The 21,744-nt window shown below is 64.4% G+C and carries 22 protein-coding genes and 2 tRNA genes; 13 read left to right on the forward strand and 11 right to left on the reverse strand.

Going from position 1 to position 21,744, the window contains the following annotated elements; translation table 11 throughout:
• Nucleotides 1-1,131: an acyl-CoA dehydrogenase family protein gene (locus QYL91_RS14680; protein WP_302081240.1), complete on the reverse strand. Its 1,131-nt coding sequence runs from the start codon at nucleotides 1,129-1,131 to the stop codon at nucleotides 1-3.
• 82 nt (nucleotides 1,132-1,213) lie between these two features.
• On the reverse strand, nucleotides 1,214-1,714 hold the full coding sequence (locus tag QYL91_RS14685) for a helix-turn-helix domain-containing protein (RefSeq protein ID WP_302081241.1): 501 nt from the start codon (nucleotides 1,712-1,714) through the stop codon (nucleotides 1,214-1,216).
• 164 nt (nucleotides 1,715-1,878) lie between these two features.
• On the opposite strand from QYL91_RS14685, the gene QYL91_RS14690 reads away from it, so the two are divergent.
• Nucleotides 1,879-1,963, forward strand: a tRNA-Leu gene (locus QYL91_RS14690).
• Between the two features lie 151 nt (nucleotides 1,964-2,114).
• On the opposite strand, the gene QYL91_RS14695 is transcribed toward QYL91_RS14690, so the two are convergent.
• Together QYL91_RS14695 and QYL91_RS14700 are read right to left on the reverse strand one after the other, a co-directional pair.
• On the reverse strand, nucleotides 2,115-3,416 hold the full coding sequence (locus tag QYL91_RS14695; protein WP_302082879.1) for a 5'-deoxyadenosine deaminase: 1,302 nt from the start codon (nucleotides 3,414-3,416) through the stop codon (nucleotides 2,115-2,117).
• 111 nt (nucleotides 3,417-3,527) lie between these two features.
• Nucleotides 3,528-5,357 carry an FAD-binding protein gene (locus tag QYL91_RS14700; RefSeq protein WP_302081242.1) on the reverse strand — a complete coding sequence of 610 codons (1,830 nt, stop codon included), beginning with the start codon at nucleotides 5,355-5,357 and terminating at the stop codon, nucleotides 3,528-3,530.
• A 252-nt stretch (nucleotides 5,358-5,609) separates the two neighbouring features.
• On the opposite strand from QYL91_RS14700, the gene QYL91_RS14705 reads away from it, so the two are divergent.
• Nucleotides 5,610-6,215, forward strand: a complete 606-nt coding sequence (locus QYL91_RS14705) for a cupin domain-containing protein (protein ID WP_302081243.1) — start codon at nucleotides 5,610-5,612, stop codon at nucleotides 6,213-6,215.
• On the opposite strand, the gene QYL91_RS14710 is transcribed toward QYL91_RS14705, so the two are convergent.
• The 6 genes from QYL91_RS14710 to QYL91_RS14735 all read right to left on the reverse strand — a co-directional run bounded on the left by QYL91_RS14710 (nucleotide 6,216) and on the right by QYL91_RS14735 (nucleotide 10,476).
• Complete coding sequence (locus tag QYL91_RS14710; protein WP_302081244.1) at nucleotides 6,216-7,082, reverse strand: succinate dehydrogenase/fumarate reductase iron-sulfur subunit; 867 nt, start codon at nucleotides 7,080-7,082, stop codon at nucleotides 6,216-6,218.
• Between the two features lie 3 nt (nucleotides 7,083-7,085).
• Complete coding sequence (locus QYL91_RS14715) at nucleotides 7,086-7,451, reverse strand: succinate dehydrogenase hydrophobic membrane anchor subunit (RefSeq protein WP_302081245.1); 366 nt, start codon at nucleotides 7,449-7,451, stop codon at nucleotides 7,086-7,088.
• A 2-nt stretch (nucleotides 7,452-7,453) separates the two neighbouring features.
• A complete protein-coding gene (sdhC, locus tag QYL91_RS14720; RefSeq protein ID WP_302081246.1) occupies nucleotides 7,454-7,849 on the reverse strand; it encodes a succinate dehydrogenase, cytochrome b556 subunit in 396 nt (131 codons plus the stop codon).
• A 157-nt stretch (nucleotides 7,850-8,006) separates the two neighbouring features.
• The gene (locus tag QYL91_RS14725) at nucleotides 8,007-8,441 is read right to left on the reverse strand and encodes a MaoC family dehydratase (RefSeq protein ID WP_302081247.1); all 435 of its coding nucleotides are present in this window, start codon (nucleotides 8,439-8,441) and stop codon (nucleotides 8,007-8,009) included.
• A 42-nt stretch (nucleotides 8,442-8,483) separates the two neighbouring features.
• Nucleotides 8,484-9,281 (reverse strand): cytochrome c oxidase subunit II, encoded by a 798-nt coding sequence (gene coxB / locus QYL91_RS14730; protein ID WP_302081248.1) that lies wholly within the window; start codon nucleotides 9,279-9,281, stop codon nucleotides 8,484-8,486.
• Between the two features lie 103 nt (nucleotides 9,282-9,384).
• The gene (locus QYL91_RS14735) at nucleotides 9,385-10,476 is read right to left on the reverse strand and encodes a PGF-CTERM-anchored ABC transporter substrate-binding protein (protein WP_302081249.1); all 1,092 of its coding nucleotides are present in this window, start codon (nucleotides 10,474-10,476) and stop codon (nucleotides 9,385-9,387) included.
• A 140-nt stretch (nucleotides 10,477-10,616) separates the two neighbouring features.
• On the opposite strand from QYL91_RS14735, the gene btuC reads away from it, so the two are divergent.
• The 8 genes from btuC to QYL91_RS14775 all read left to right on the forward strand — a co-directional run bounded on the left by btuC (nucleotide 10,617) and on the right by QYL91_RS14775 (nucleotide 17,673).
• Entirely contained in the window at nucleotides 10,617-11,717 is a 1,101-nt protein-coding gene (btuC, locus tag QYL91_RS14740) for a vitamin B12 ABC transporter permease BtuC (RefSeq protein ID WP_302081250.1), read from the forward strand.
• Entirely contained in the window at nucleotides 11,714-12,865 is a 1,152-nt protein-coding gene (locus tag QYL91_RS14745; RefSeq protein WP_302081251.1) for an ATP-binding cassette domain-containing protein, read from the forward strand. The genes btuC and QYL91_RS14745 overlap by 4 nt, the downstream gene beginning before the upstream one ends.
• Nucleotides 12,866-12,927: 62 nt before the next feature.
• A complete protein-coding gene (gene cyoE, locus QYL91_RS14750; protein WP_302081252.1) occupies nucleotides 12,928-14,337 on the forward strand; it encodes a heme o synthase in 1,410 nt (469 codons plus the stop codon).
• Nucleotides 14,334-15,020, forward strand: coding sequence for a DUF7546 family protein (locus tag QYL91_RS14755; RefSeq protein ID WP_302081253.1), 687 nt, complete (start codon nucleotides 14,334-14,336; stop codon nucleotides 15,018-15,020). The genes cyoE and QYL91_RS14755 overlap by 4 nt, the downstream gene beginning before the upstream one ends.
• A gap of 47 nt (nucleotides 15,021-15,067) precedes the next feature.
• The gene (locus tag QYL91_RS14760; RefSeq protein WP_302081254.1) at nucleotides 15,068-15,298 is read left to right on the forward strand and encodes an Rdx family protein; all 231 of its coding nucleotides are present in this window, start codon (nucleotides 15,068-15,070) and stop codon (nucleotides 15,296-15,298) included.
• 38 nt (nucleotides 15,299-15,336) lie between these two features.
• A complete protein-coding gene (gene msrB / locus QYL91_RS14765) occupies nucleotides 15,337-15,747 on the forward strand; it encodes a peptide-methionine (R)-S-oxide reductase MsrB (protein ID WP_302081255.1) in 411 nt (136 codons plus the stop codon).
• A 46-nt stretch (nucleotides 15,748-15,793) separates the two neighbouring features.
• Nucleotides 15,794-16,618, forward strand: a complete 825-nt coding sequence (locus tag QYL91_RS14770) for a DUF7978 family protein (RefSeq protein ID WP_302081256.1) — start codon at nucleotides 15,794-15,796, stop codon at nucleotides 16,616-16,618.
• A 47-nt stretch (nucleotides 16,619-16,665) separates the two neighbouring features.
• Entirely contained in the window at nucleotides 16,666-17,673 is a 1,008-nt protein-coding gene (locus QYL91_RS14775; protein WP_302081257.1) for a TIGR04024 family LLM class F420-dependent oxidoreductase, read from the forward strand.
• On the opposite strand, the gene QYL91_RS14780 is transcribed toward QYL91_RS14775, so the two are convergent.
• Nucleotides 17,670-18,479 carry a DUF7839 domain-containing protein gene (locus QYL91_RS14780; RefSeq protein ID WP_302081258.1) on the reverse strand — a complete coding sequence of 270 codons (810 nt, stop codon included), beginning with the start codon at nucleotides 18,477-18,479 and terminating at the stop codon, nucleotides 17,670-17,672. The genes QYL91_RS14775 and QYL91_RS14780 overlap by 4 nt on opposite strands.
• A 337-nt stretch (nucleotides 18,480-18,816) precedes the next feature.
• Between QYL91_RS14780 and QYL91_RS14785 the strand changes: the two genes are divergently transcribed.
• From QYL91_RS14785 to QYL91_RS14795, 3 genes are all read left to right on the forward strand, one after another.
• On the forward strand, nucleotides 18,817-20,340 hold the full coding sequence (locus QYL91_RS14785) for a hypothetical protein (RefSeq protein WP_302081259.1): 1,524 nt from the start codon (nucleotides 18,817-18,819) through the stop codon (nucleotides 20,338-20,340).
• 86 nt (nucleotides 20,341-20,426) lie between these two features.
• Nucleotides 20,427-20,510 (forward strand) — tRNA-Leu (locus QYL91_RS14790).
• Nucleotides 20,511-20,880: 370 nt separating this feature from the next.
• A complete protein-coding gene (locus QYL91_RS14795; protein WP_302081260.1) occupies nucleotides 20,881-21,714 on the forward strand; it encodes an inositol monophosphatase family protein in 834 nt (277 codons plus the stop codon).
• The last annotated feature ends 30 nt before the right edge of the window (nucleotides 21,715-21,744 follow it).

A 21,744-nucleotide genomic window follows, 5' to 3' on the forward strand; every position in this document is an offset into this window, starting at 1 on the left:
TCACCGCCCGTCGAGCAGTTCGCGCGCGATGACCGTCTTCTGAATCTGTGTCGTCCCCTCGTAGATGGTCGTGACCTTCGCGTCGCGATAAAAGCGCTCGACGTCGCTCTCGACGTAACCGTAGCCCCCGTGAATCTGGACGGCCTCGTTGGTCACGTCCATCGCCCCCTCGCTCGCGAAGTATTTGGCCATGCTCGCGGCCATCCGGGCGTCTTCGCCCCGGTCCATCCGGCGCGCTGCGTCGTGGGTGAGCAGTCTGCCGGCTCGCACGGTGGTCTGCATCTCCGCGAGTTTGTGCCGGATGGTCTGGATGTCCGCGATGGGGCGGTCGAACTGCTCGCGCTCGCCAGCGTAGTCGATTGCCTCGTCGAGGGCCGCCTGTGCGATCCCCACGGATTGTGCGGCGATACCGACCCGACCGCCGGTCAGAATCGACAGCGCGGCGGCCAAGCCGCGTCCTTCCTCAGTCAGTCGATTTTCGGCTGGAATCCGAACGCCGTCGAACGTCAGCGAGGTCGTATCGCTCGCGCGGAGTCCGAGTTTCTCCTCGGGTGTCCCGACAGTGAGTCCGTCGGCGTCTTTCGGGACGAGAAACTGCGTGACCGATTCGGGGTCGTCCGGGTCAGTCCGGGCGAAGACGACGAGGACGCCGCTGCGCTGGCCGTTCGTTATCCACTGTTTCTCCCCGTCGATGAGGTACTCGTCGCCGTCTCGCCGCGCGATGGTCGACATCTCTGCCGGGTTCGACCCTGCGTCTGGTTCCGAGAGGGCGAACGCACCGACCGGTCGACCCGTGGTCATCTCCGGAAGCCACCGTTCGCGCTGGGTGTCGGTCCCAAACTCCGCGATACAGGACGTGGCCAGCGCGTGCACGGACAGGGCCGTTGCGACCGCGAGCGAGCCGTAGGCCACCGCTTCGTTGACGATGGCGTAGGTCAGTCGGTCGGCGTCGAAGCCGCCGTACTCGTCGGGAACCGTCAGCGCGGTCAGGTCCATCTCTGCGAGTGTCTCCCAGACGTCCTCCGGGAACGTCTCCGTCTGGTCTGCCTCGGCGGCCGTCGGCCGTATCTCCTCGCGTGCGACCTCCAGGACGGTGTCGCGGATGGCAGCCTGCTCTGCCGTGAGTTCCATGCGTCACGTTACCGGGGAGCAGGCAAAAGTGGTGTGGCAGCCGCCAGGTGAGTGGTCTCGACGAGAAATGCGACGGTGGTGGTTACCGAGATTCGGAGAGTTCGACGTCGAGGTAGTCTTCGAGTGTGACGATGACGGACCCACCCACGTTCGCCTGGGTGGCACGGCCCTGCTCGACGGCGAGCAGGTCGGATTCGTCGATACCCAGTTCGTCTGCGAGTTCTTCGAGTTGGAGCCCCTCGTCCTGTCGGGCTTTCGTGAGTTGCTGTCCGTAGTCGTCGACGAGATACGGGAGCTGGTCGTCGTCGTAGTCAGCACCCTCCTCCCAGTGGGAGGCGTCGCCGGCGGCTGCATCGTGCATCTGGGCGGTGTTTTGAGCGGCGCGCTTGCGGCGGTTGCGCTCGTCCTGGTCGGAAGACGAGGATGTCGTCTTGGCGTTGTCGTCGTGTTCGGCACAGTCAGAGCAGACTTCCAGTTGTGCCCCTGCCACGTTGGCAGCGTGCAGTTCGACGCCGGAGGTACCGCAGAGCTCGCAGCTCTCGCCGGCACCGCCCCCACCGCTACCGGTCGAGTACTTGGCCATAGGTGGCGTAGCGGATTCTCTATATTTAAACGTCCGTTTTTCGACGGCACAGTGGGCCCGGAGCTATCCACACAGTGACGTGTCACTGCGGAAAGTCGGGACCGCGAAACGAAAGCGCTTTTACCCAAACGTTCGGTACGTCTGAGTGCAGACAGACACAGCGTGCGTGGGTAGCCAAGCCAGGCCAACGGCGCAGCGTTGAGGGCGCTGTCCTGTAGAGGTCCGCCGGTTCAAATCCGGTCCCACGCACTGCTTCCGCAAGCTAGCGCGAGCGGAAAAGTGCGGGTGCGATCCTTTCAGGATTCAGCACCCACGCAAACTTCCTTTCGACGCTACATACCGAGCAGCGGCGCTGTTTTGTCGAGGTTCCACTTCCTGGCGACCACTTCGCAAAGAGTGGCTACTCCGGAGCGAACTGCGTCGCGAGTTCTCGGGCGCGCTCGCGAACAGCGTCGGCGTCACAGCACCGAATCTCGCCGTCATCCTGGAGGACGTTCCCGTCGACCATCGTGAACACGACGTCGTCGCCGTGGGTGGCATAGACCAGCGCCGAGAGCGGGTCGTGGACAGGGACCGACCGGGCCGCGTCCGTCGAGAGGCCGATGACGTCCGCACGCCACCCTTCTCGGAGCGCGCCGAGGCGGTCGAAGCCGGCCGCGCGTGCCCCGTCGACCGTCGCCATCTCGAAGACGGTTTCGGCGGGCAGGGCCGTCGCGTCTTCCGAGTCGACTTTCGCCAGCAGACTCCCCTGTCGCATCTCGGTAAAGGGGTCGAGCGTGTTGTTACAGGGCGGCCCGTCGTTGCCCAGGGCGACAGTAATCCCGCGGTCGAGATAGTCGGGAATCGGCGCGACGCCGCTTGCCAGTTTCATATTCGAGGACGGACAGTGAACGACGTTCGTCCCCGTCTCCGCGAGAATCTCGCGTTCGCGCTCGTCGGTCCAGACACAGTGTGCGAGGAGGACGTCCTCGCCGGTCAGACCCACCTCGTCCAGCCAGCGAATGTTTCCCATTCCAGTGCGCTCGCGGACGGTCGCCACCTCGTCGCGGGTCTCGCTGGCGTGGGTGTGGATGCGCACGCCTTCGTGGCTGTCCGCGAGGTCGCGCACACCGCGGAGACACGCCTCCGAGCATGAGACTGCAAACCGCGGCGTGACCGCGTAGCGAATCCGGTCGTCGAACGCCCCGTGGTACTCCCGGATGAGTCGGGCCGATTCGGTCAGCCCTGCCTCGGCGTCCTCCAGCAGACCGTCGGGAGCGTCCCGGTCCATCAGCACTTTCCCGAGCACGCCACGGATACCCAGGTCGCCGGCAGCCTCGAAGGCCGCGTCGGCGTGGCGGACAGAGAGGTGGTCGACGACCGTGGTCGTTCCACTCTCGATACACTCCAGGTACCCGAGCTTCGCGGCGACGCCCATCGTCTCCCGGTCCATCGCGGCCTCCATCGGCAGGACGTGCTCGAACAGCCACTCGAGCAGGGGCGCGTCGTCGGCGAGACCGCGGCCGAGACTCTGGACGCTGTGGACGTGCGCGCCGACGAGGCCCGGTGCGACGACGTCGAACGACCGGCGCTCGTGGTCGGGATAGTGTTCGAGTGCGTCAGTCCGGTCGCCGACGAAGACGATTTCGTCGCCAGCGGTGACGACTGCGCCGTCCGTGACGACGGTCGAACTGTCCGCGACGACTGTCCCGGAGAGCAGCATCATCCACGTATCGGACCCGAGAGAGTATAAAACAGACCGGCGCTGAGGTCCCGAGAGGGAGCGAGGAACGCACCGCTGGCGGAGTGGAAACCCAAGAAAGGAGTCAGGTAGTTAGTAGCTGCGCTCTTTGGGCTCGTAGGTCTGTTCTTTGCCTTCGAGGATGACGGGCTTGTAGTAGAGGTTCGGCGTGCCGTCGTTCCACTGGATCATCGTGTGCTTGAGCCACTCCTCGTCTTTCCGCTCCTGGTGCTGTTTGCGCCAGTGGGCACCACGGAACTCCTCGCGGGCCAGTGCGCCGAGGGTGATTGCCTCTGCGAGGTCGAGGATGTTCCGGGTCTCCATCGTGTGGAGGAGGTCCGTGTTGAACGTCCGGGAGGGGTCGGAGACGCCGACGTGCTGGTAGCGCTCGCGTCCCTCACGGATGTCTTCCAGTGCGTCCTTGAGGTTGCTCTCCTCGCGGAACACGTTGACGTTCTGGGTCATCGACTCCTGGATGTCCTCGCGGACGTCCGCGTGGTTGATGCCGTCGCGTTCCAGGAGTGTCTCGATGCGCTCTTTCTCCTGCGCGACCGTATCCTCGATAACTGCTTCGGGGTCGGCCATCGCACCGCCGTCGGCGACTGCGTCCTCGTCGCTGCCACTGATAGCGCCCGGGGTCACCGGGGTGTCGACTTCGCCGTCCTCGGATTCGGCGGAGGGACCGATCGGAACCTCCGCGTCGGCCATGTCCTTGCCGGCAGCGTGGTGGCCCGCTCGCGCACCGAACACGAGCAGTTCCGGCAGGGCGTTCCCGCCGAGGCGGTTCGCGCCGTGCATGGAGACACAGGCACACTCGCCGGCGGCGTACAGGCCGTCGATGCAGGTCTCGCCATTCTCGTCGGTCTCGATGCCGCCCATCTCGTAGTGCTGGCCGGGCTTGACCGGCATCGGCTCGTCGAGGCCGTCGACGCCCTCGAAGTCCTCCGCGAGGTGGAGGATGTTTTCGAGACGGTCGAGAATGCGCTCCTCACCGAGGTGGCGCATGTCGAGGTGGACGTACTCGTCGTCGATACCTCGACCCTCGTTGACTTCGGTCAGTTCCGCCCGCGAGACCACGTCGCGCGAGGCGAGTTCGCCGTCGTTGTTCGCGTAGCCGTACTCGAACATCAGGCGCTCCTCGTCGTCGTTGTAGAGGATGCCACCTTCGCCACGGACACCCTCGGAGATGAGGACACCCGTCGAAGGGAGCGTTGTGGGGTGGAACTGGACGAACTCCATGTCCTCGATTGGGACGCCGGCGCGGTAGGCCATCGCCTGCCCGTCGCCGGTGTTCGCGACGGCGTTGGTGGTGTGGCTGAAGACCTGCCCCAGACCGCCGGTGGCGAGGATGACGCCGTCTGGCGCGTGGAAGCCGGCGACTTCGCCGGACTTGATGTCGTAGGCGACACAGCCGTGACACGTCCGGTCTTCGGGGTCGTCGTGGTCGGTGACAGCGAGGTTCGTGACGTGCCACTCGTCGTACACCTCGATGCCTCGCTTGACGACCTGCTCGTACATCGTGTGCAGCAAGTGGTGACCCGTCTCCGCGCCCGCGTAGGTCGTCCGGGGGAAAGAGAGGCCGCCGAACGGTCGCTGAGAGACTTTTCCGTCCTCCTCGCGCGAGAACGGCATCCCCCAGTGTTCGAGTTGGATGACCTCGTCTGGAGCCGTCTGTGCGAACGTGTCGACTGCGGGGGCGTCGCTGAGGTAGTCGGCCCCTTTCATCGTGTCGTACGCGTGGAGGTCCCAGGAGTCCTCTTCGTGGAGCGCGGCGTTGATACCGCCCTCTGCCGCGCCTGTGTGACTGCGCACCGGGTGGAGCTTCGTCACCAGCGCGACATCGGCTCCTTCCTCGTGCGCTGCAATCGCCGCTCGAAGGCCAGCGCCGCCAGCGCCGACCACGATAACGTCGTGTTCGTACATAGTTGAAAGGTTGACTGTAGCGTTCTAATGGTTCCGGTTGACGGCCGGGCCGTCCGCCGGGCGTACGTCGCTCTCAGGACTGTGTGTAGTAAATTCTTGCGTCGTGTGTGCGTGCCTACGCGCTCGTGTCGGTATCACCAACCCACAACTGCGGTCCGCCACGCTATTGTGACGAGAACGGAGAGTCACTGAACAGGGCGGCGTGTGAACGATTGCCAAACTTATAAATGGTTGTGGACGACAGCATGGGATATGACTGTGGACCAACAGGAAATTGCCGCTGCGAATCCACACGTCGTCAGAAAGAGCGGACACGAGACGGACGGGGAGTTCGTACAGTTCGAGAGCACGATATACCCCGATTCAGTCGACAGTCCGGCCGCAGACGAACTCACTCACGAGCCGTGGGGTCTCGACAACGACTTCGAGCACATCCACCCCGACCAAGAGGAGCGATGGGAGGTACTTTCGGGCGAACTACGGGTCACTATCGATGGCGAGGAGCAGTTCTTGGAGGAAGGAGACGAGATTTCGCTGCCGAGAGACGTGCCCCACCAACACCACAATCCGACCGACGAGCCGATTCGGGTCGTCTGGGAGCGTCGCCCGGCGTTTCAAAGCGAGGAGTGGGCCGAAAGCGTGTACGCGCTGGCACAGGCCGGGGAAACGAACGCGGAAGGGGTGCCAAATCCCCTGCAAATCGCAGTGTGGATTGACGCCTATCCGCAGGAAACGGCCTACCCGACTGTCGTCCCGGTCGGCGTCCAGCGGACCGTGTCGTCGTTGCTCGCGCCCGTCGGTCGGCGCATGGGCTATCGGGCAACGTACTCCAGAGAAAACGTCGAAACGCGGCCGTAGTTACCAGAACTTCAGGTTGTTCTTGACCGACTCCCGCTTGAGCTCCTGGATGTGCTCGGTCAGCGGGATGTCCTTCGGACAGACTTCGGTACAGGAGAACTGGGTCTGGCACCGCCAGACGCCGTGTTCCTGTTCGATGATGCGCAGACGCTCTTGCTTGCGGTCCTCGCCCTCGCGTTCGTCCATCGCAAAGCGGTAGGCCTTGTTGATGGCTGCCGGACCGAGATACTCGTTGTCGCCGGCGGCGATATTACACGAGGACATGCAGGCACCACACCAGATACAGCGAGTTGCCATCTTGACGTACTCGCGGTTCTCCGGGGTCTGGTGTTGCTCTGTGAGTTCCTCGTCGGGGAGTTCGTCGGCGTCGAAGTACGGTTCGACCGCGTCCATCTGGTCGTAGAAGTGCTGCATGTCGACGACCAGGTCTTTGACGACTTCCTGGTGGGGAAGTGGCTCGATGCGGATTGGGTCTTCGAGGTCGGCGAGTTGGGTCTTACAGCCCAGACGCTGCTTGCCGTTGACGAACAGCGCGTCTGACCCACAGACGGCCTGCCGACAGGAGTGGCGGAAGGTCAGCGTCGAATCGTAGTGGTCACGCGCGTAGATGAGCGCGTCGAGGATGGTCATTCCCTTGTGGAACGGGACGATGAAATCGTCGAAGCGCGGCTCTTCTTTCCCTTCGACTTCGGGGTCGTAGCGGAAAATCTTCAGTCGACGGGTGTGTTCGGCCTCGTCGAGTTCGGCTTCGACGCGCTCTGCGCGTGCGTCTGCACGCTGGCGCTTGATTTCCCGACGCTTCTCGCCCGGGGTCTGCTCGATCTCGCCCTCTTCTTCGGTTTCCTGAGTGTCGAGTTGCGTACTCATAGTTTAGATAAGGTTTGTCATTGCGATTGCGACGCGGGTCCCCTGGACGACCAGCAGGAGACCAGCCAGTGCCAGAACGCCACCGACAGCCTTCCGCTGGGAGCCTTTCAGGCCCATGTTGACCAGGGCGTTGTAGACGCCGTTGACGCCGTGGAACGTGGCGGTCACGAGGAACAGCCACATCGTCGCGAAGTAGCCCACCTGGCTCATCCGTGCCTGCGTGCCCAGGAACGTAATCTGGTCCGCGTGGTTCACGAAGTGCAACAGGAAAAAGTGGAAGGCGAGCACGCCGATGAGGAACACGGCAGTAATCCGCTGGAAGAGCCAGCGGCGCCCACCACGGTCGAAGGAGGAGTAGTGTTCAGCCATTGTTACAGGAGCTTCCCCCCGAGGAAGGTTGGGACGCTTGCGACGGCGATTGCACCGGTCAGGACCAGCGACGCGTAGAAGCTCTTGTCCTGCACTTCGAGGCCGACGCCAAGGTCCACGAACAGCAGTCGGATGCCGTTCAGGATGTGGAACACGGCGACGGCGAGCAGGCCAACCTCAAGGAATCGCACGACGAGCAGTTCCTCGAGTCCCTGCAGCGTGCCCGTGTACAGTTCAGCGCCGCCAGTTGCTGTGCTCAACACTGCGATGTGTGTAAAGAGGTAACCGACGAGTACCCAGCCGGTGAACTTGTGGAAGATCCAGGCCCACATGCCGGCGGAAAACTCCCGCCACCGTCCGAAGTCTTCGACGGTGCCTCGGTCGTACGTCTGACTCATATATCGGGTCGTTGGCGTGGGCACAAATAGTAGTTTCTACACGCGGCTGCAATTCCCCCCTCGATGGCCCGATTTCTGCCGGTTCTGTCACTCACCGTTCGAATCCCACCGGCTGACGGGAACACGTTCGGCCCCTCGGCGTGGACTGACCCAGCGGTTACGACCGCCCGTACAGCACGTTGGCCGTCATCACCATCACCGGGTCGTCGTCCTGGTTGCGCGTCGTGATTTTGGTCGTGACCATCCCCCGGTCGTCGTCCCACGGTTCCTTGTCGACGTGTTCGGTCTCGACAGAGAGGACATCACCCGGCCGGACGGGATGGCGCCAGCGGAGTTCTTCGAGCCCCGGAGAGCCCATCGCCGCCGAGTCGTTGAGCTGGTTGTCGACGAGCATCCGCATCGTCATCGCGGCGGTGTGCCACCCGCTCGCGACCAGTTCACCGAACATCGAATCTTCTGCAACCGCCGGGTCGACGTGGAACGGCTGTGGGTCGTACTGCTCGGCGAAGGCGACGATTTCCTCGGCGGTAACGTCGTAGGACCCGAAGGTCTCTGTCGCACCGATTTCGACTGTCTCGTAGGTACTGGTCATAGAAGAGGAATCGCGAGTGAAAACAAGTAGTCTCCGACTTCGTCAGTTGGCGCTTTCGTTGGTCTGTTCGGTCAGGAACTGCTCGAACTCTTCTTGACTCGTGACTTCGACGGTCCCGAGCATCCCGGAGTGACCCACGCCACAGTACTCGGCGCAGTACAGCTGGTACTCGCCTTCGTTGTTTGCCTGCGTGATGAGCGTGTTGTACGTGCCCGGGAAGGCGTCGGATTTCAGGCCGAGTTGCGGGACGTGGAACGCGTGGAGCCAGTCGGTCGACGTGATGTTAAATCGGACGGGCCGGTCGGTCGGTATCATCAGGCCCTGCCCGTCGGTACCGGCCTGCGTGTACTGCACCTCTGAGACCGTTGCGTTCTCACCCAGGTTACGCTCGTCGACGACTTCGCCGACAGTCTCGTTGGGGTACGTGTACGTCCAGGCGTACTTCTGTGCGGTCACCTGAATCTCGATGGGGTCCTGTTCGGTTTCGAGTTCCTGATTGGAACTTGCGGTCACGAACGGGTCCGCGAGGACGGTGTACGAGCCGATGCCGACTGCGACCAGGATGATAGCGGTAGCGACCGTCCAGGTGATTTCCAGACGGCGGTTCTCTCTGGTCGGGAGCGGTTCGTCCTGTTTGCGATACTTCCAGACCGTATAGATGAGGATGCCCTCGACGAGCACCGCAATTGGGATTGCCAGAAACAGCAGCCAGCTGTTGATGCCCCAGATGAGCTCCTCGGTCGTCGTGTCGGCCGTCGACTGGGCCGCCGCAGGGTCGACGACGAACGCGAGGAAAAGCACGCCAAGGAGCGTGGCAAGCCCGACACGTCGCTGATTCATGCGTAGGCCAGGATTAGGATTTGCCGCATAAATAGCTACTGTCTTTCAGGCATGGCGCTGTCCCGAGCGGCCGAAAAACGACTCCAAACGCGTCCTGTACCCGTCAGGACCGACGGCCCGCGAGCAGTCCAGCCACGAGCATGGCAATCACCGCGACCCCGACGCCGAAGCCTGGCCCGTTCGCACTGGCCGACTCGGAGTCGGGCGTCTCGTCGGCTCCGCATGTCGTCGGGTCGGGCGTCTCGACGTTCTCGAAGTCGATTTGCTCGTAGGCGTCAGGGTGGAACGCCTCGGCGAGAGTCCGCAAAACCAGCGTCGTGCGCGGGCCGGGTTGGTTGATGTAGTTGCCGTTGACCCGGACAATCTGGTTTTCCCGGACTGCGGTGGAACCGTTGACTGCCTCGTTCGACGGGACCGGGGACCCCTCCTGCACGACGAGCCACTGTGGGTCCCGGTCTGCGACGACCTCGGCGCTAATCGGCGGGACGTAGCCGTCGATGACGTCGGCTGCGATGTTGTCCCCGCCGGCCGAGTTGATGATGTCGTTGATGAACGTGTTGTTCCCGGCCGTGTAGCCGTCACCGAGCGGGTAGTAGACCCGCGGGCGCTCCTCGCCGTCGACGCCAGCCCTGACGGCGTCGACAGTGGCCTGTGTCTCTGCGGACACCTGCGCAGCGGATTCGAACTCGCCGACGAGTCGGCCGGTCAGTTCGGTCTTGGCGGTGACGTCGTCGAAGGAGGTCGCGGCCTCGAAGCGGTAGACGGTCAGCCCTGCGTCCCGGAGATTGTTGACCGTCTCGTTGTTGACGATGTTCGGTGCGAGGACGAGGTCGGGGTTCAGCCCGACGACCTTCTCACGGACTGGCTGCAATCGGTTGTCGACGACGTTGGTCTTGGATTCGGACCCCTCCAGATACGAGGTGTACTGGCCGACCGGCATCCCGACGACCTTGTCCTGGGCGCCGATTTCCCACATCACCTGGGCCGCGCTCGGCCCGATAACCACGACACGGTCTGGCTCTTCGTCGACCGTTACTTCGGCTCCTGTCGCGTCGGTCGCCGATACCGGATACTCGCAGTCGACTGCCCCGTCGGACTGCGCTGTGACCTGCGGTGCCTGTCCCACTGCAACCCCGCTGAACGACGCGAGAAGTACTGTCACGGCGACGACTGCCGTAACGACTTGTCTGTGCATATCCCACTACTCATCCGGTGGAAACAAGTATGTGACTAATTCAATTCGACTTGCGTTGGAACAATCGCCGTTTCGATACCGAAACGCAACTTTCGAAGAGGCAACAAGTATTTCCATACCGCAAATCGAGTTGATGAGAGATGACGGTCCGGACGCGCACTACACTCTGGTCGGCGGGACTGGTGACAGTCCTCTGTCTGACGATGCTTGCCAGCGCTACCGTCGGCCCCGTCGACCTCGGACTGTTCGCCGTCGCAAAGGCGTGTCTCAACGCCATCGGGATTCCGACCGGCCTCGGCCTCTCGGAGGGAGTGGTCACCGTTGCCGGCGCCCGAATCCAGATTCCCGTGCCCGCAATTTCCTACACCTACCCGTTCTCGTTTGCCGTGCCGACGATAGCCGAGACAATCGTCCGGCAACTCCGGTTGCCACGAATCGCGCTGGCGGCAGTCGTCGGGTTCGCGCTCGCGTCTGCCGGCGCGGTCATGCAGGGATTCTTCCGGAACCCGATGGCCGACCCCTCGATTATCGGCGTCTCCTCCGGTGCCGCGGTCGGCGCGGTGGCGACGATTGCGCTTCCGCTCGCCGTTCCTTTCGGCCTCCAGACTGCCGCCTTCGTCGGCGCGCTCCTGACGGCGTTTGCCGTCTACCTCATCGCCACCGAGGACGGGCGGACGCCCGTCGCGACGCTGTTGCTCGCGGGCGTCGCCGTCCAGTCGCTTCTCGGCGCCGTCGTCTCCTACCTGCTCTTGCAGTCCGGCGAGAGCCTCGAACAGGCGCTGTACTGGCTGATGGGCAACCTCCACAACAGCTCCTGGGGCCAGGTCGAGGCGACGATTCCGATGGCGGCGCTTGCGTTTATCGTACTCGTCGCGTACGCGCGTGACCTCAACGTCCTCCTGCTCGGCGAGGAAGACGCCAGTGCGCTCGGCATCGAAGTCGAGCGGACCAAGCGCGTGTTGCTCGGCGTCTCCAGTTTCATCACCGCCGCCGCCGTCGCCGTCGCCGGTGTTATTGGGTTCGTCGGACTGGTCGTCCCCCACATGATGCGGCTGGTCGTCGGTCCCGACCATCGCGTCCTGTTGCCGACCAGCGCACTCGCGGGTGCAATCTTCCTCGTCGCCACCGACACCGTCGCCCGCTCCGGCCCGGCGACGCTTCCGGTCGGCATCGTCACCGCCGCACTCGGCGCGCCCTTCTTCCTCTACTTGCTCCGTCGACGGGAGGTGCACGCGCTGTGATTCGACTCGATGACGTCTCCGTCGCGTTCGGTGACCTGACCGTTCTCGACGAGGTGTCTTGCCAGGTCGAACCCGGCGAGTTCGTCGGTCTCGTCGGCCCGAACGGAGCCGGGAAGACGACACTGCTCCGGACCATAAACGGCGTCCTCTCGCCGGACAGCGGAACCGTCACACTGGAGGATGAGAGAGTCTCGGAGTTGTCATCACGAGCGGTCGGCCGCAGAGTTGCGACGGTCCCCCAGGACACCCATATCGGCTTTTCCTTTACCGCAGAGCAGGTCGTCGAGATGGGGCGGACCCCCCACCGGTCGCGGCTCGACTGGAGCGACCACGGCGACCCGGTCGAAGAGGCGCTCGTCCGGACCGAGACCACCGACCTCCGGGACCGTACCGTCGAAGAGCTCAGCGGCGGCGAGCGCCAGCGCGTGCTCCTCGCGCGCGCTCTCGCCCAGGAGACGCCCGCGCTCGTCCTCGACGAACCGACCGCCAGCCTCGACATCAACCACCAGATACAGGTCCTCGACATCGTGCGCGGACTGGTCGACGACGGCCGGGCGGCCGTGGCGGCTATCCACGACCTGGACCTGGCCGCTCGCTACTGTGACCGGCTGGTCCTGTTGCAGGACGGTGGGATTCGCGCCAGTGGTCCGCCGGATGCCGTGCTCGCCGACCCATCCCTCGAAGAAGCCTTCGACACCCAGACGGCGGTCACCCGCAACCCGGTGACCGGAACCTCGACCGTGGCGGCACTCACAGCCCAGGAGGAGACAGACGGGCACGTCCACGTCGTCGGCGGTGGCAACGTCGCCGCGCAGGTGGTCGGCGAGTGCTGGCGGGCGGGCTTTGACGTGACCGTCGGCGTCGTGACCGAGGGCGACGTCGCGGCCGACACGGCCAGACAGCTCGACGTCGAGTGTCTGACCGCACCCCCGTTCGAGTCCCCACCCGAGGGGACCAGACAGCGGGCCGTCGCGGCTATCGACCGGGCCGACGTGGTCGTCGACACCGGTGGCCCAGGCAGTGAGACGCTCCGGGCCCCCGTTCGCGACCACGACACCGTCGTCGACGCGACCGGACAGGGGACGGCCACAGCAGTCCAGCGTGCCGTCGAGAGCGAACTCGTCCAGACGGTGAGTGCAGACGACTGAGCGGGGGCAGCGTGGCCGCCGAGAAACGCACCATCTAAGTGCGCTGCGTCGAACAGTAGGGTATGTTCCCCAGCCGGAGACGCCCGGGTGTGGCCGGTCTGCTTTCTGCGGCGGCTATCGGCGTCTACCTGCTGGTCGTCGCCGGGGCGACCGCGTCGGTCGCAGACGCCGCCAGCGCCTGCTCGTCGTGGCCACTCTGTCACGGGTCGCTACTCGAGACGGCGACGCTCATCGCCGTCGGCCACCGCGTACTCGCGGCCATCGTCGGCGTGCTCGTCCTGGCAGCCGCCATCGCCGTCCTCAGAGCGGACGTGAGCCGTCGCGTCCGTATTGCGACAGTGGCCGCGCTCGCGCTGTATCCCGTCCAGGTCGCAGTCGGCGCACTGCTTGCGACCACCGCCGGTGTTGCACCGTTCCCCGGCACGCACCTCGTCGTCGGCGTCGGCATCTTCAGCACGCTCGTCGTCGCGCTGGCCTGGCATCTCGAAGCCGAAACCGGAACCACCGACGACGACACCATCGACCAGCCCGAACTCGCCCCGGACCCGGTCGGAGCGGCAGCCGACGACTCGCCCGTGACGCCACTGGCCGAGCGCCCGCTCGCCGACCGGCTGAAGGTCCGTGGCTTCGCGTACTTCCGGCTGATGAAACCGCGTCTGATGTGGTTGCTCTGTCTGGTCGCCGCCGCCGGGATGGCGCTGGCGGCCGGTCCCGAACTGGCGGTCCGGACCATCGTGTTGACGCTGGGCGGTGGCGTCCTCGCTATCGGTTCGAGTGGGACCTTCAACCACGTCCTCGAGTGGGAGAAAGACAAGCGGATGAACCGGACCAGCGACCGGCCGGTGGCGACCCACCAGATTCCGAAGCGAAACGCTATGCTCTTCGGCGTCGCACTGGCCGCGCTCTCGCTTGGCGTGTTCTGGCAGGTCAACCTGCTGACGGCGGCGCTCGGACTCGTCGCCATCCTGTTTTATACAGTCATCTACACGCTCGTGCTCAAACCCAACACCGTCCAGAACACAGTCATCGGCGGAGCAGCGGGCGCGCTCCCGGCACTCATCGGCTGGGCCGCAGTCACCGGTGACGTCGGCGTTCCCGGTATCGCGCTGGCAGTGCTCATCTTCGCCTGGACGCCCGCCCACTTCTACAACCTCGCGCTGGCGTACAAGGACGACTACGCTCGCGGCGGGTTCCCGATGATGCCCGTCGTCCGCGGGGAGACGACGACGCGCAAACACATCCTGCTGTGGCTCGGTGCGACGCTGGTCTCGACTGGCGCACTCGTCGGGCTGACCGACCTGGGATGGCTGGTCGCGTCGACGACGGCGATAGTCGGAGCGGTGTTCCTCTGGGCCGTAGTCCGGCTGCACCGCGAGCAGACCGAACAGGCCGCGTTCCGCGCGTTCCACGCCTCGAACGCCTACCTCGGTCTCCTGCTCGTGGCCATCGTCGTCGACGCACTCGTCCTATGAGTACCATCGACGCCGCAAGGAGAGCACGTCCGGACGGTGAGACCCTCGCCTGGCTTGGGCTCGTCGTCACCACAGAGTTCCTGCTCGTCGTCGGCTACATCCTCCTGTTTGACGTGCTCGTCCGCGACTGGACGCTCTTTGTCGTGCCCTTCGTCTGGATAAACGTCGCTGGCTGGGCTGTCTATCAGACGACGCCGAAACCGTCGTCGGCGACCAGACGCCGCCTCGCGGGGGCACTCGCCGGCGGCTACTTCCTCCTGTTGTCGTACTTCGGTGGCGTCATCGCCGTCCAGACGAGTGCACACTCGCACGTGAGCGCGTTCACCATCGACCTCGTCGGGCTCCCGCCGGGCTGGAGCCCCTCGCTCATCTACACCGGGGAGTTGCTTCACCTGGTCGTACTCCCGTACAAGGTCATCGGCTACGTCGCGCTGGCGTATCTCGTCTACAAGACCGCCCTCGACGCGTCGAGTGCAATCTTCGGCGGCGTCGTCGGCATCTTCTCCTGTGTCTCCTGTTCGTTCCCGCTCATCGCCGGACTCGTGACCGGTATCGGCGGTGGCTCGCTCGCTGCAGCGACCGCCCAGTCCTCGTATCTGCTCTCGACGGTCGTGTTCGTCGTCACCGTCGGACTCCTGTACTGGCAACCCCCGATTCGCGCGCTCGTCGGCCGGGCCGCGTGAGCAGGCATCCCGGTAGATTGTTCCGGCCGACACCCCTACCCGTGGCCATGACCGAGGTCACTATCGAGTACTGTGTGCCGTGTGGGTTCCGCGACCGGGCGCTTGACGTCCAGCAGGCTATCCTGACCGGGCTGGAGCGGGACATCGACCGGTTCGAACTGGAGATGGGCGACCACGGCATCTTCCAGGTCCGGGTCGACGGGACCACCGTCTTCGACAAGGACGACGACGAGTTCGACGTCGACGCTATCGTCCGGGCAGTCCGCAAGCAGTTGTGAGGCGGGCAGTTATGCCCCTCCAGCCAGTATGAATTGTCATGAGCGAACACGAACCCCGCGAGTTGCCCGACAGCGACGAGGAGTGGCGAGAGCTACTGACAGAAGAGGAGTACCGCATCCTGCGCGAGGCCGGGACCGAACCACGCTTCAGCGGCGATTTGCTCGACGTGAAAGACGACGGCGTCTTCCGGTGTGCCGGCTGTGGCGCGGAACTGTTCGACTCCGAAGAGAAGTTCGATTCGGGGAGCGGATGGCCGAGTTTCTGGGACGTCTACCAGGAGGGCAACGTCGAGACACGCGTCGACACGAGCCACGGAATGCGCCGGACGGAAGTCGTCTGTGCACAGTGTGAGGGGCACCTCGGGCACGTCTTCGACGACGGGCCAGAGCCGACGGGGAAACGGTACTGCATCAACTCCGCGGCACTGGAGTTCGACGACGACGCGTAGCGACCCCACCAGAAGGCTTTTTTCCCGGTCGTTGAATTGAACAGGTGTGCCAGACGACGACAGCGACACGCCGGGCGACGAGATGGAGTCGAGCGACGGCGCCGAGTCACTGCTGACGCGACTCGACTCCTATCCGCTCGCGCAGGGACTGGTCGGCGGCATCGCGTCGTTTCTCGGCGGTTACGTCCTCCTCTTTGGCCTGTTGACCAGCGTCGGGAGTGTCGACTTCGACCGCGGAGCCAGCGCGGTACTGGAGAGTGTCGGGTACGTCTTTTACAACGTCTTGCACGTGCCGACGTATCTCCGCCTGAACAGGACCCGCCAGGTCACACAACGCGCCGAGAACGGGACCGTCGTTCGCGAACAGGAACTCGTCAGTATCACCGAACGGTGGCAAAACGGTGTCACCGGAACCCAGACCATAGAACAGCGACAGTACATCGACGGCGAACTCGTCGGCAACGCCACACAGTCGACGGCCGTCGACCCAGGGCTTCCGGTCCCGGAACTGCTCTACCTGGCGATTCCAGTCGTTGCACTCCTCGCCGTCGGCTACGTCTACGGCGACCGGTGTTTCGACCTCGACGAGTGGGACCCCAACACCGTCATCGTGCAGGGGTTACTCGGTGGCGTCACACTGACGGTCGGCTATCTGCTGGTCACACTCGGGGGCACCTTCCTCCTCGTCAAGACTGGCTCGGAGGGACAGGCACTCCTCCATCCCGCCAGGTTCGAAGCGCTCGTCTCCGGAATCGTCTATCCGCTTGTCGCGGGCACCGTTGGCGTCGTCGCCGGCCAAGTTTCGTTCGAGGACTTACGAGAACAGCAGGTAGAGGCCGAGAACGCAGGCAGCGATAGCGACCGGTCCTGAACGACCCGGCGCACAGCTTTATTTCGGTCCGGGTCGAGAGATGAGGTATGAGTGACGTCGTCCGCGACCTGTTTTTGCCAGTCGCCGCCCAACCGACTATCGACAGTATCGTCGAGATGAGTACTCGCGCCGAACGGGAGGGGTACGAACGCGTCTGGCTGCCCGAAACCTGGGGCCGGGACGCGGTGACCGTCCTCACGACGATTGCCGAGCGAACGGACGAGATCGGTATCGGGACCTCCATCATGAACGTCTACTCGCGCTCGCCGGCGCTCATCGGACAGACCGCAGCGACGCTCCAAGAGGCCTCAGACGGCCGATTCCGTCTCGGACTCGGGGCGAGCGGCCCCATCCTGATGGAGGGGTGGCACGGCGTCGACTACGGGAACCCGCTCCGGCGGACCCGCGAGACCATCGACGTCATCCGGCAGGTTCTCGAAGGCGAGACCGTCCAGTACGACGGCGAGTACTTCCAGCTCGCCGGCTTTCGGCTCCGACAGGGGCCACCGGAGTCTGCGCCACCAATCGACGCCGGGGGGATGGGCCCCAAATCCGTCGAACTGGCCGGTCGCTTTGGCCAGGGCTGGCACGCACTGATGCTTACACCGTCGGGGCTGGCCGACCGCATCGAGGACTTCGAGCGCGGCAGCGAGATGGGTGAGTTCGACCGCAGCGAACAGCGCGTGACTGTCTCTGTGGGCTGCTGTGCGCTCAAGGACCGCGAGCGCGCCCGGTACCTGTCCCGCGAGCATCTGGCCTTCTACGTCGGCGGGATGGGGACCTTCTACCGGGAGGCGATGGCCCGACAGGGGTACGAAGAGACGGCAAACACTATCGCACAGCACTGGGGCAACGGGGACAAGGAAGCGGCCATCGACGCCATCGACGACGAGGTGCTCGATACCTTCTCGGCGGCCGGCCATCCCGAAGAGTGCCGGGAGCGACTGGCTGACTTCGAAGAAATAGACGGCGTGGACGCGGTGTCGGTGTCGTTCCCGCGTGCGGCTGACGGCGACGAGATTGCGACGACGACGAAAGTGCTCGCAGCGGACTAATCCGTCTGGGCGTCGACGACTTCGTAGGTGATAGAGCCCTCGCGGAGCTTGTCAGTGTGCGCAGAGAGATTGCCAGCGAGTGAGAGGACGAGCACGTCGAGCCCCTTCGTCGCTGCCTCGCGGACGGCATCCGGGGTGGCAAACTCGATGTCCGGAGTCAGTCCGGCGCGGCGAGCGGCGGCGACTGCCTCGGTTCCGGCGACAGCAAGGAGGTCGTGGTCGGCAGCGTATTCGGCGACAACATCGGTGTCGACACGGTCGCTTCCGCCGTTGCGGACCATCGGGACGGAGATGACTGTCACGGCCCCCAGTTCGTAGTCGACGACGCCGTCGAAGTCCGTGACGCCGACTTCCTGGCCCTCGGTCGCATCCGTGACCGCCACGGCTGTCGCCGACCCCGTGTCGCCGGGCGTCGCGTGGAGATAGCCCTCCCGCATCGACAGGGAGACGCGGTCGCCTTCGGTGATTGTGCCGGTAGCGAGGGCGCTCTCGACGTCTACCTGACCGACAACGTCCGAGGAGACGTGTTCGACGAGCGAACGGAGTTGGTCGGTCTGTGAGATGAGCCAGTCGACTCCCTCCTTGGTCACCTCGTAGCGGCCCCGACCGTGCTTCTCGACGTGTGACAGTTCGACGAGTTCCTGCAGATAGTTGCTGACTGCCTGGGACGTGACGCCGATTGCGTCGGCGATTTCCTGCTGGCTGACGGCAGGCTGTCGCTCGGCTATCTCGACGAGTATCTGGTACCGCGTCGCGTCGCGCTTGCTCTGTAGTACGTCCGACTCCCCCGTGGAGTTGTCTGCCATTGGCGGGCTTGAGGGACGATATTACAAGTACCTTTGCCCAGGAACGTCGCCAAACCGGCCCTGATGCCAGTATCTACAGGAACGCAACAATCTAGATTGGTCTAACAAAACCCAAATTGCATACTCCCCCACGCGAGTTGCAGACCGGGCGGGAGAACTATACAGCCACCCGGAGAGTAGAAATGACAACAAATCAGCCCGATGAGAGGCTGCAACGAGCGTTTTATTATCTTCTGTGAGAACAATCCAGTTGGGATCAGCTATTACCGATACCGACGGAAACTCGCCCAAATCACCTAATTCGGGAGGTTCGAAGAACCGACTTCCCGACCGAGTTTTGGAGAATATCATAGGTGATAACGAGCGGGTGCGTGCGGCGTTTACGAGCCCAGACGGACTCAGACGCATCGCCGCCGAGTCGGAGCGGAACGTGTCCTTTCCGGTCGTGATGATAGCCACCGACAGCAGGATACTGTTCGTCGCGGGCGAGCAGACAGGAGGGGACTTCGGGGCGGACGCGGGGTCGCTGGCGTATGCGGACCTCGCGGCCGTCGCAATCGAGGGGGCCGACCCGGCCACGCTCACACTGTCTATGGCAGACGGCGTCCGCTGGGAAGTGCCACTTCCGGACGCAGACCCGGGACGGGTCGACAGCCTCGCCCGCCACCTCCAGTGGGTCGGTCACGTACGGTCGCGGCTGGTGGCCTGTCGCAACGACCTGGACCTGACTGCGGGACAGATACGCGACCACGCCGCGGAGATGGAGTGGGACGACGCAGAGGCGGTCTACGCCGACCAGCGTGAGGCGCTCGACGGGCTCGTCGGTGCCGTCCAGCGGACGACGCCGATAGACGACGCCGTTCTCGCGCCGGAACTGACCGAGATGGACCGGACGCTCGAACGGGCCTACGCGCGACTCAGTATCGAGCGTGCGGAGTCACAGCTCGAGCTTGGCCAGCAACTCATCGAGAACGAGGACTACAGCCAGGCGCGGAAAGTACTCCAGACGGCCCAGCAGTACTACGAGCGAGCCAGCGGGCGCGCCGACGAAATCGAGCGCAGCGACACGTTCCGCTTCGGGGAACAGCGGGAGTTGCTGGAGGACATCGACAGACTCGAATGGGAAATCGAGGCGGTCGCTGCCGAGCCGATTCGTCGCGCACACGAAGCCAAAATCAAGGCCACCAACGCGACAGAGACTGGTGCCACCGCCGACCACTGGGAAACCGCGTTCCGCCGCTACGGCAACGTGCTCACCTTGGACTGGGGCAGCGACGGGCGGAGCTTCGCCGGCGATCCAGACGAGATTCAGGCGGAGATGCGAGCGGCGGCGGACAGGCTGGTCGACGTCCACTCGACGCTCGCCCGCGAAAAGTGGAACGAGGGCGTCACACTGGAGCGAAACGGGGACGTGAAGAACGGACTCAGGGCGTGTAACGACGCGATAGAGCACATCGACCGCGCGGCGGAACTCGCTGTCGAGTTCCGTCCGGAGGATGCCTCGGCAATCGAGCAGCGCCGCGACGGGATGAAATCACTGCGCGAGCGGTTGCGCGAGACGGGCGAAGCCAACAGCGGGGACACCACAACGGCAGACTCCGGGACAGACGCGTCGACAGCAGACGCGGACTCGGAGACGGAAAGCGAGCAGTCCCCGAGAGAAGCACCGGACCTGGTCGACATCGACACCCACCAGGAGATAACCTTCGACGCAGTGGTGACTGAATCGACAGTCGACGCAGGGGACGACCAGCAGTCCGATGTGGACACCGAAGAGCGCACCGCAAAGCGCGACGAGGATGGGAACGAGGACACGACAGACAGTTCCGGAACCGTCCTGCACTCTGATGGGACGGAGTGACACTGCGGAGCGCGACCCGGTCGAGCGCGATGCGTACAATCTTTATATCGGACGCCCAGAGTGGAGAGTACACCGACACAGCGCGTGCGAGGGTAGCCAAGCCTGGAAACGGCGGCGGACTCAAGATCCGCTCCCGTAGGGGTCCAAGGGTTCAAATCCCTTCCCTCGCACTCTCCGACCCGAGCAACAACGAGGGTCGTGAGGTGCACGCGGAAGGTTTGAACGAGAGGACGCCGCTGGCGTTTGCGTAGTTCAAATCCTTCCCTCGCACTGTTGGCCACTGCGGCCCCTCGCAATACAGTGCGCGGAAGTCCGCAACGGAGCGGTCTTCCCTCGCAATTTTCCGTCGATAACGCCTGAGCGTGCCGTACCGCTCGCCGTAACCCACAGTGACGCGGATTTTGTTCGACCGGTGTCCGACGCAGAATGTGAATCCGGGCAGCGAGACGCTGGAAGGTTCCATCGGAGGCACTGACAGCCGAAACCAGCCGTCCTGCCGGAAGCGACGGTGCTAACTACCCACGTACACCAGCCGGTAGTATGACAGACGCGACTCGGCGGGCGGCGCTGGCAGAGCGTGCAGCCCGGGCCGGCGGTGTGGTCGCACGCGAGACCTTCCGCGAGGACCTGCGCGTGGAGACGAAGACGAACAAAAACGATGTGGTCACCGAGGCCGACCGCGACGCCCAACACCAGGTCGTCTCGACGATTCGCAACGAGTTCCCGACGGAGACGCTCGTCTGCGAAGAGGACGTCACGCCTCCGGGCGAGGACGTTGACCTCCGAAAGTCAGTCCCCGAGTCGGGCCGGGCCTGGATTGTCGACCCTATCGACGGGACGGCGAACTACGTCCGTGGCATCCGCTTTTGGGGGACCAGCGTCGCTGCAGTCGTCGACGGCGACCCAGTCGGCGTCGCGACCTATCTCCCCTCGGAGGGCGACATCTACGCGGCCGGACCCGAGAGTGTCACCCGCAACGGAACGGTGATGAGCGTCAGCGAGCGGACCGACCCCGAAACCTTCGCCGTCGGACTGATCGGCTGGTGGCCGACGAAAGGCGGGGACGCGTACGCCTCGCTGTTCCGGGCTGCCGCCGACCGGTTCGGTGACCTCCGGCGACTGGGCTGTATGCAGGGCGTGCTCTCGCTGGTCGCCAGCGGGAGTCTCGACGCCGCGTTCATGCCTGAACGACCCCACCCGTGGGACGCCGTCGCCGGCGTCTACCTCATCCGGCGGGCTGGCGGGACGGCGACTGATATTCACGGCGAGCGCTGGCACTACGACAGCGAGGGGCTGGTCGTTTCGAACGGACAGGCCCACGACGTCGTCCTGGAAGCAGTCCAGGAGGGGACGACCATCGAAGCCGCAGACTGACCGGAGTTATCCGGGCATGAACGGGCGGCA

The sequence above is a fragment of the Salinibaculum rarum genome, from assembly GCF_030505615.1.
Taxonomy (GTDB): domain Archaea; phylum Halobacteriota; class Halobacteria; order Halobacteriales; family Haloarculaceae; genus Salinibaculum; species Salinibaculum rarum.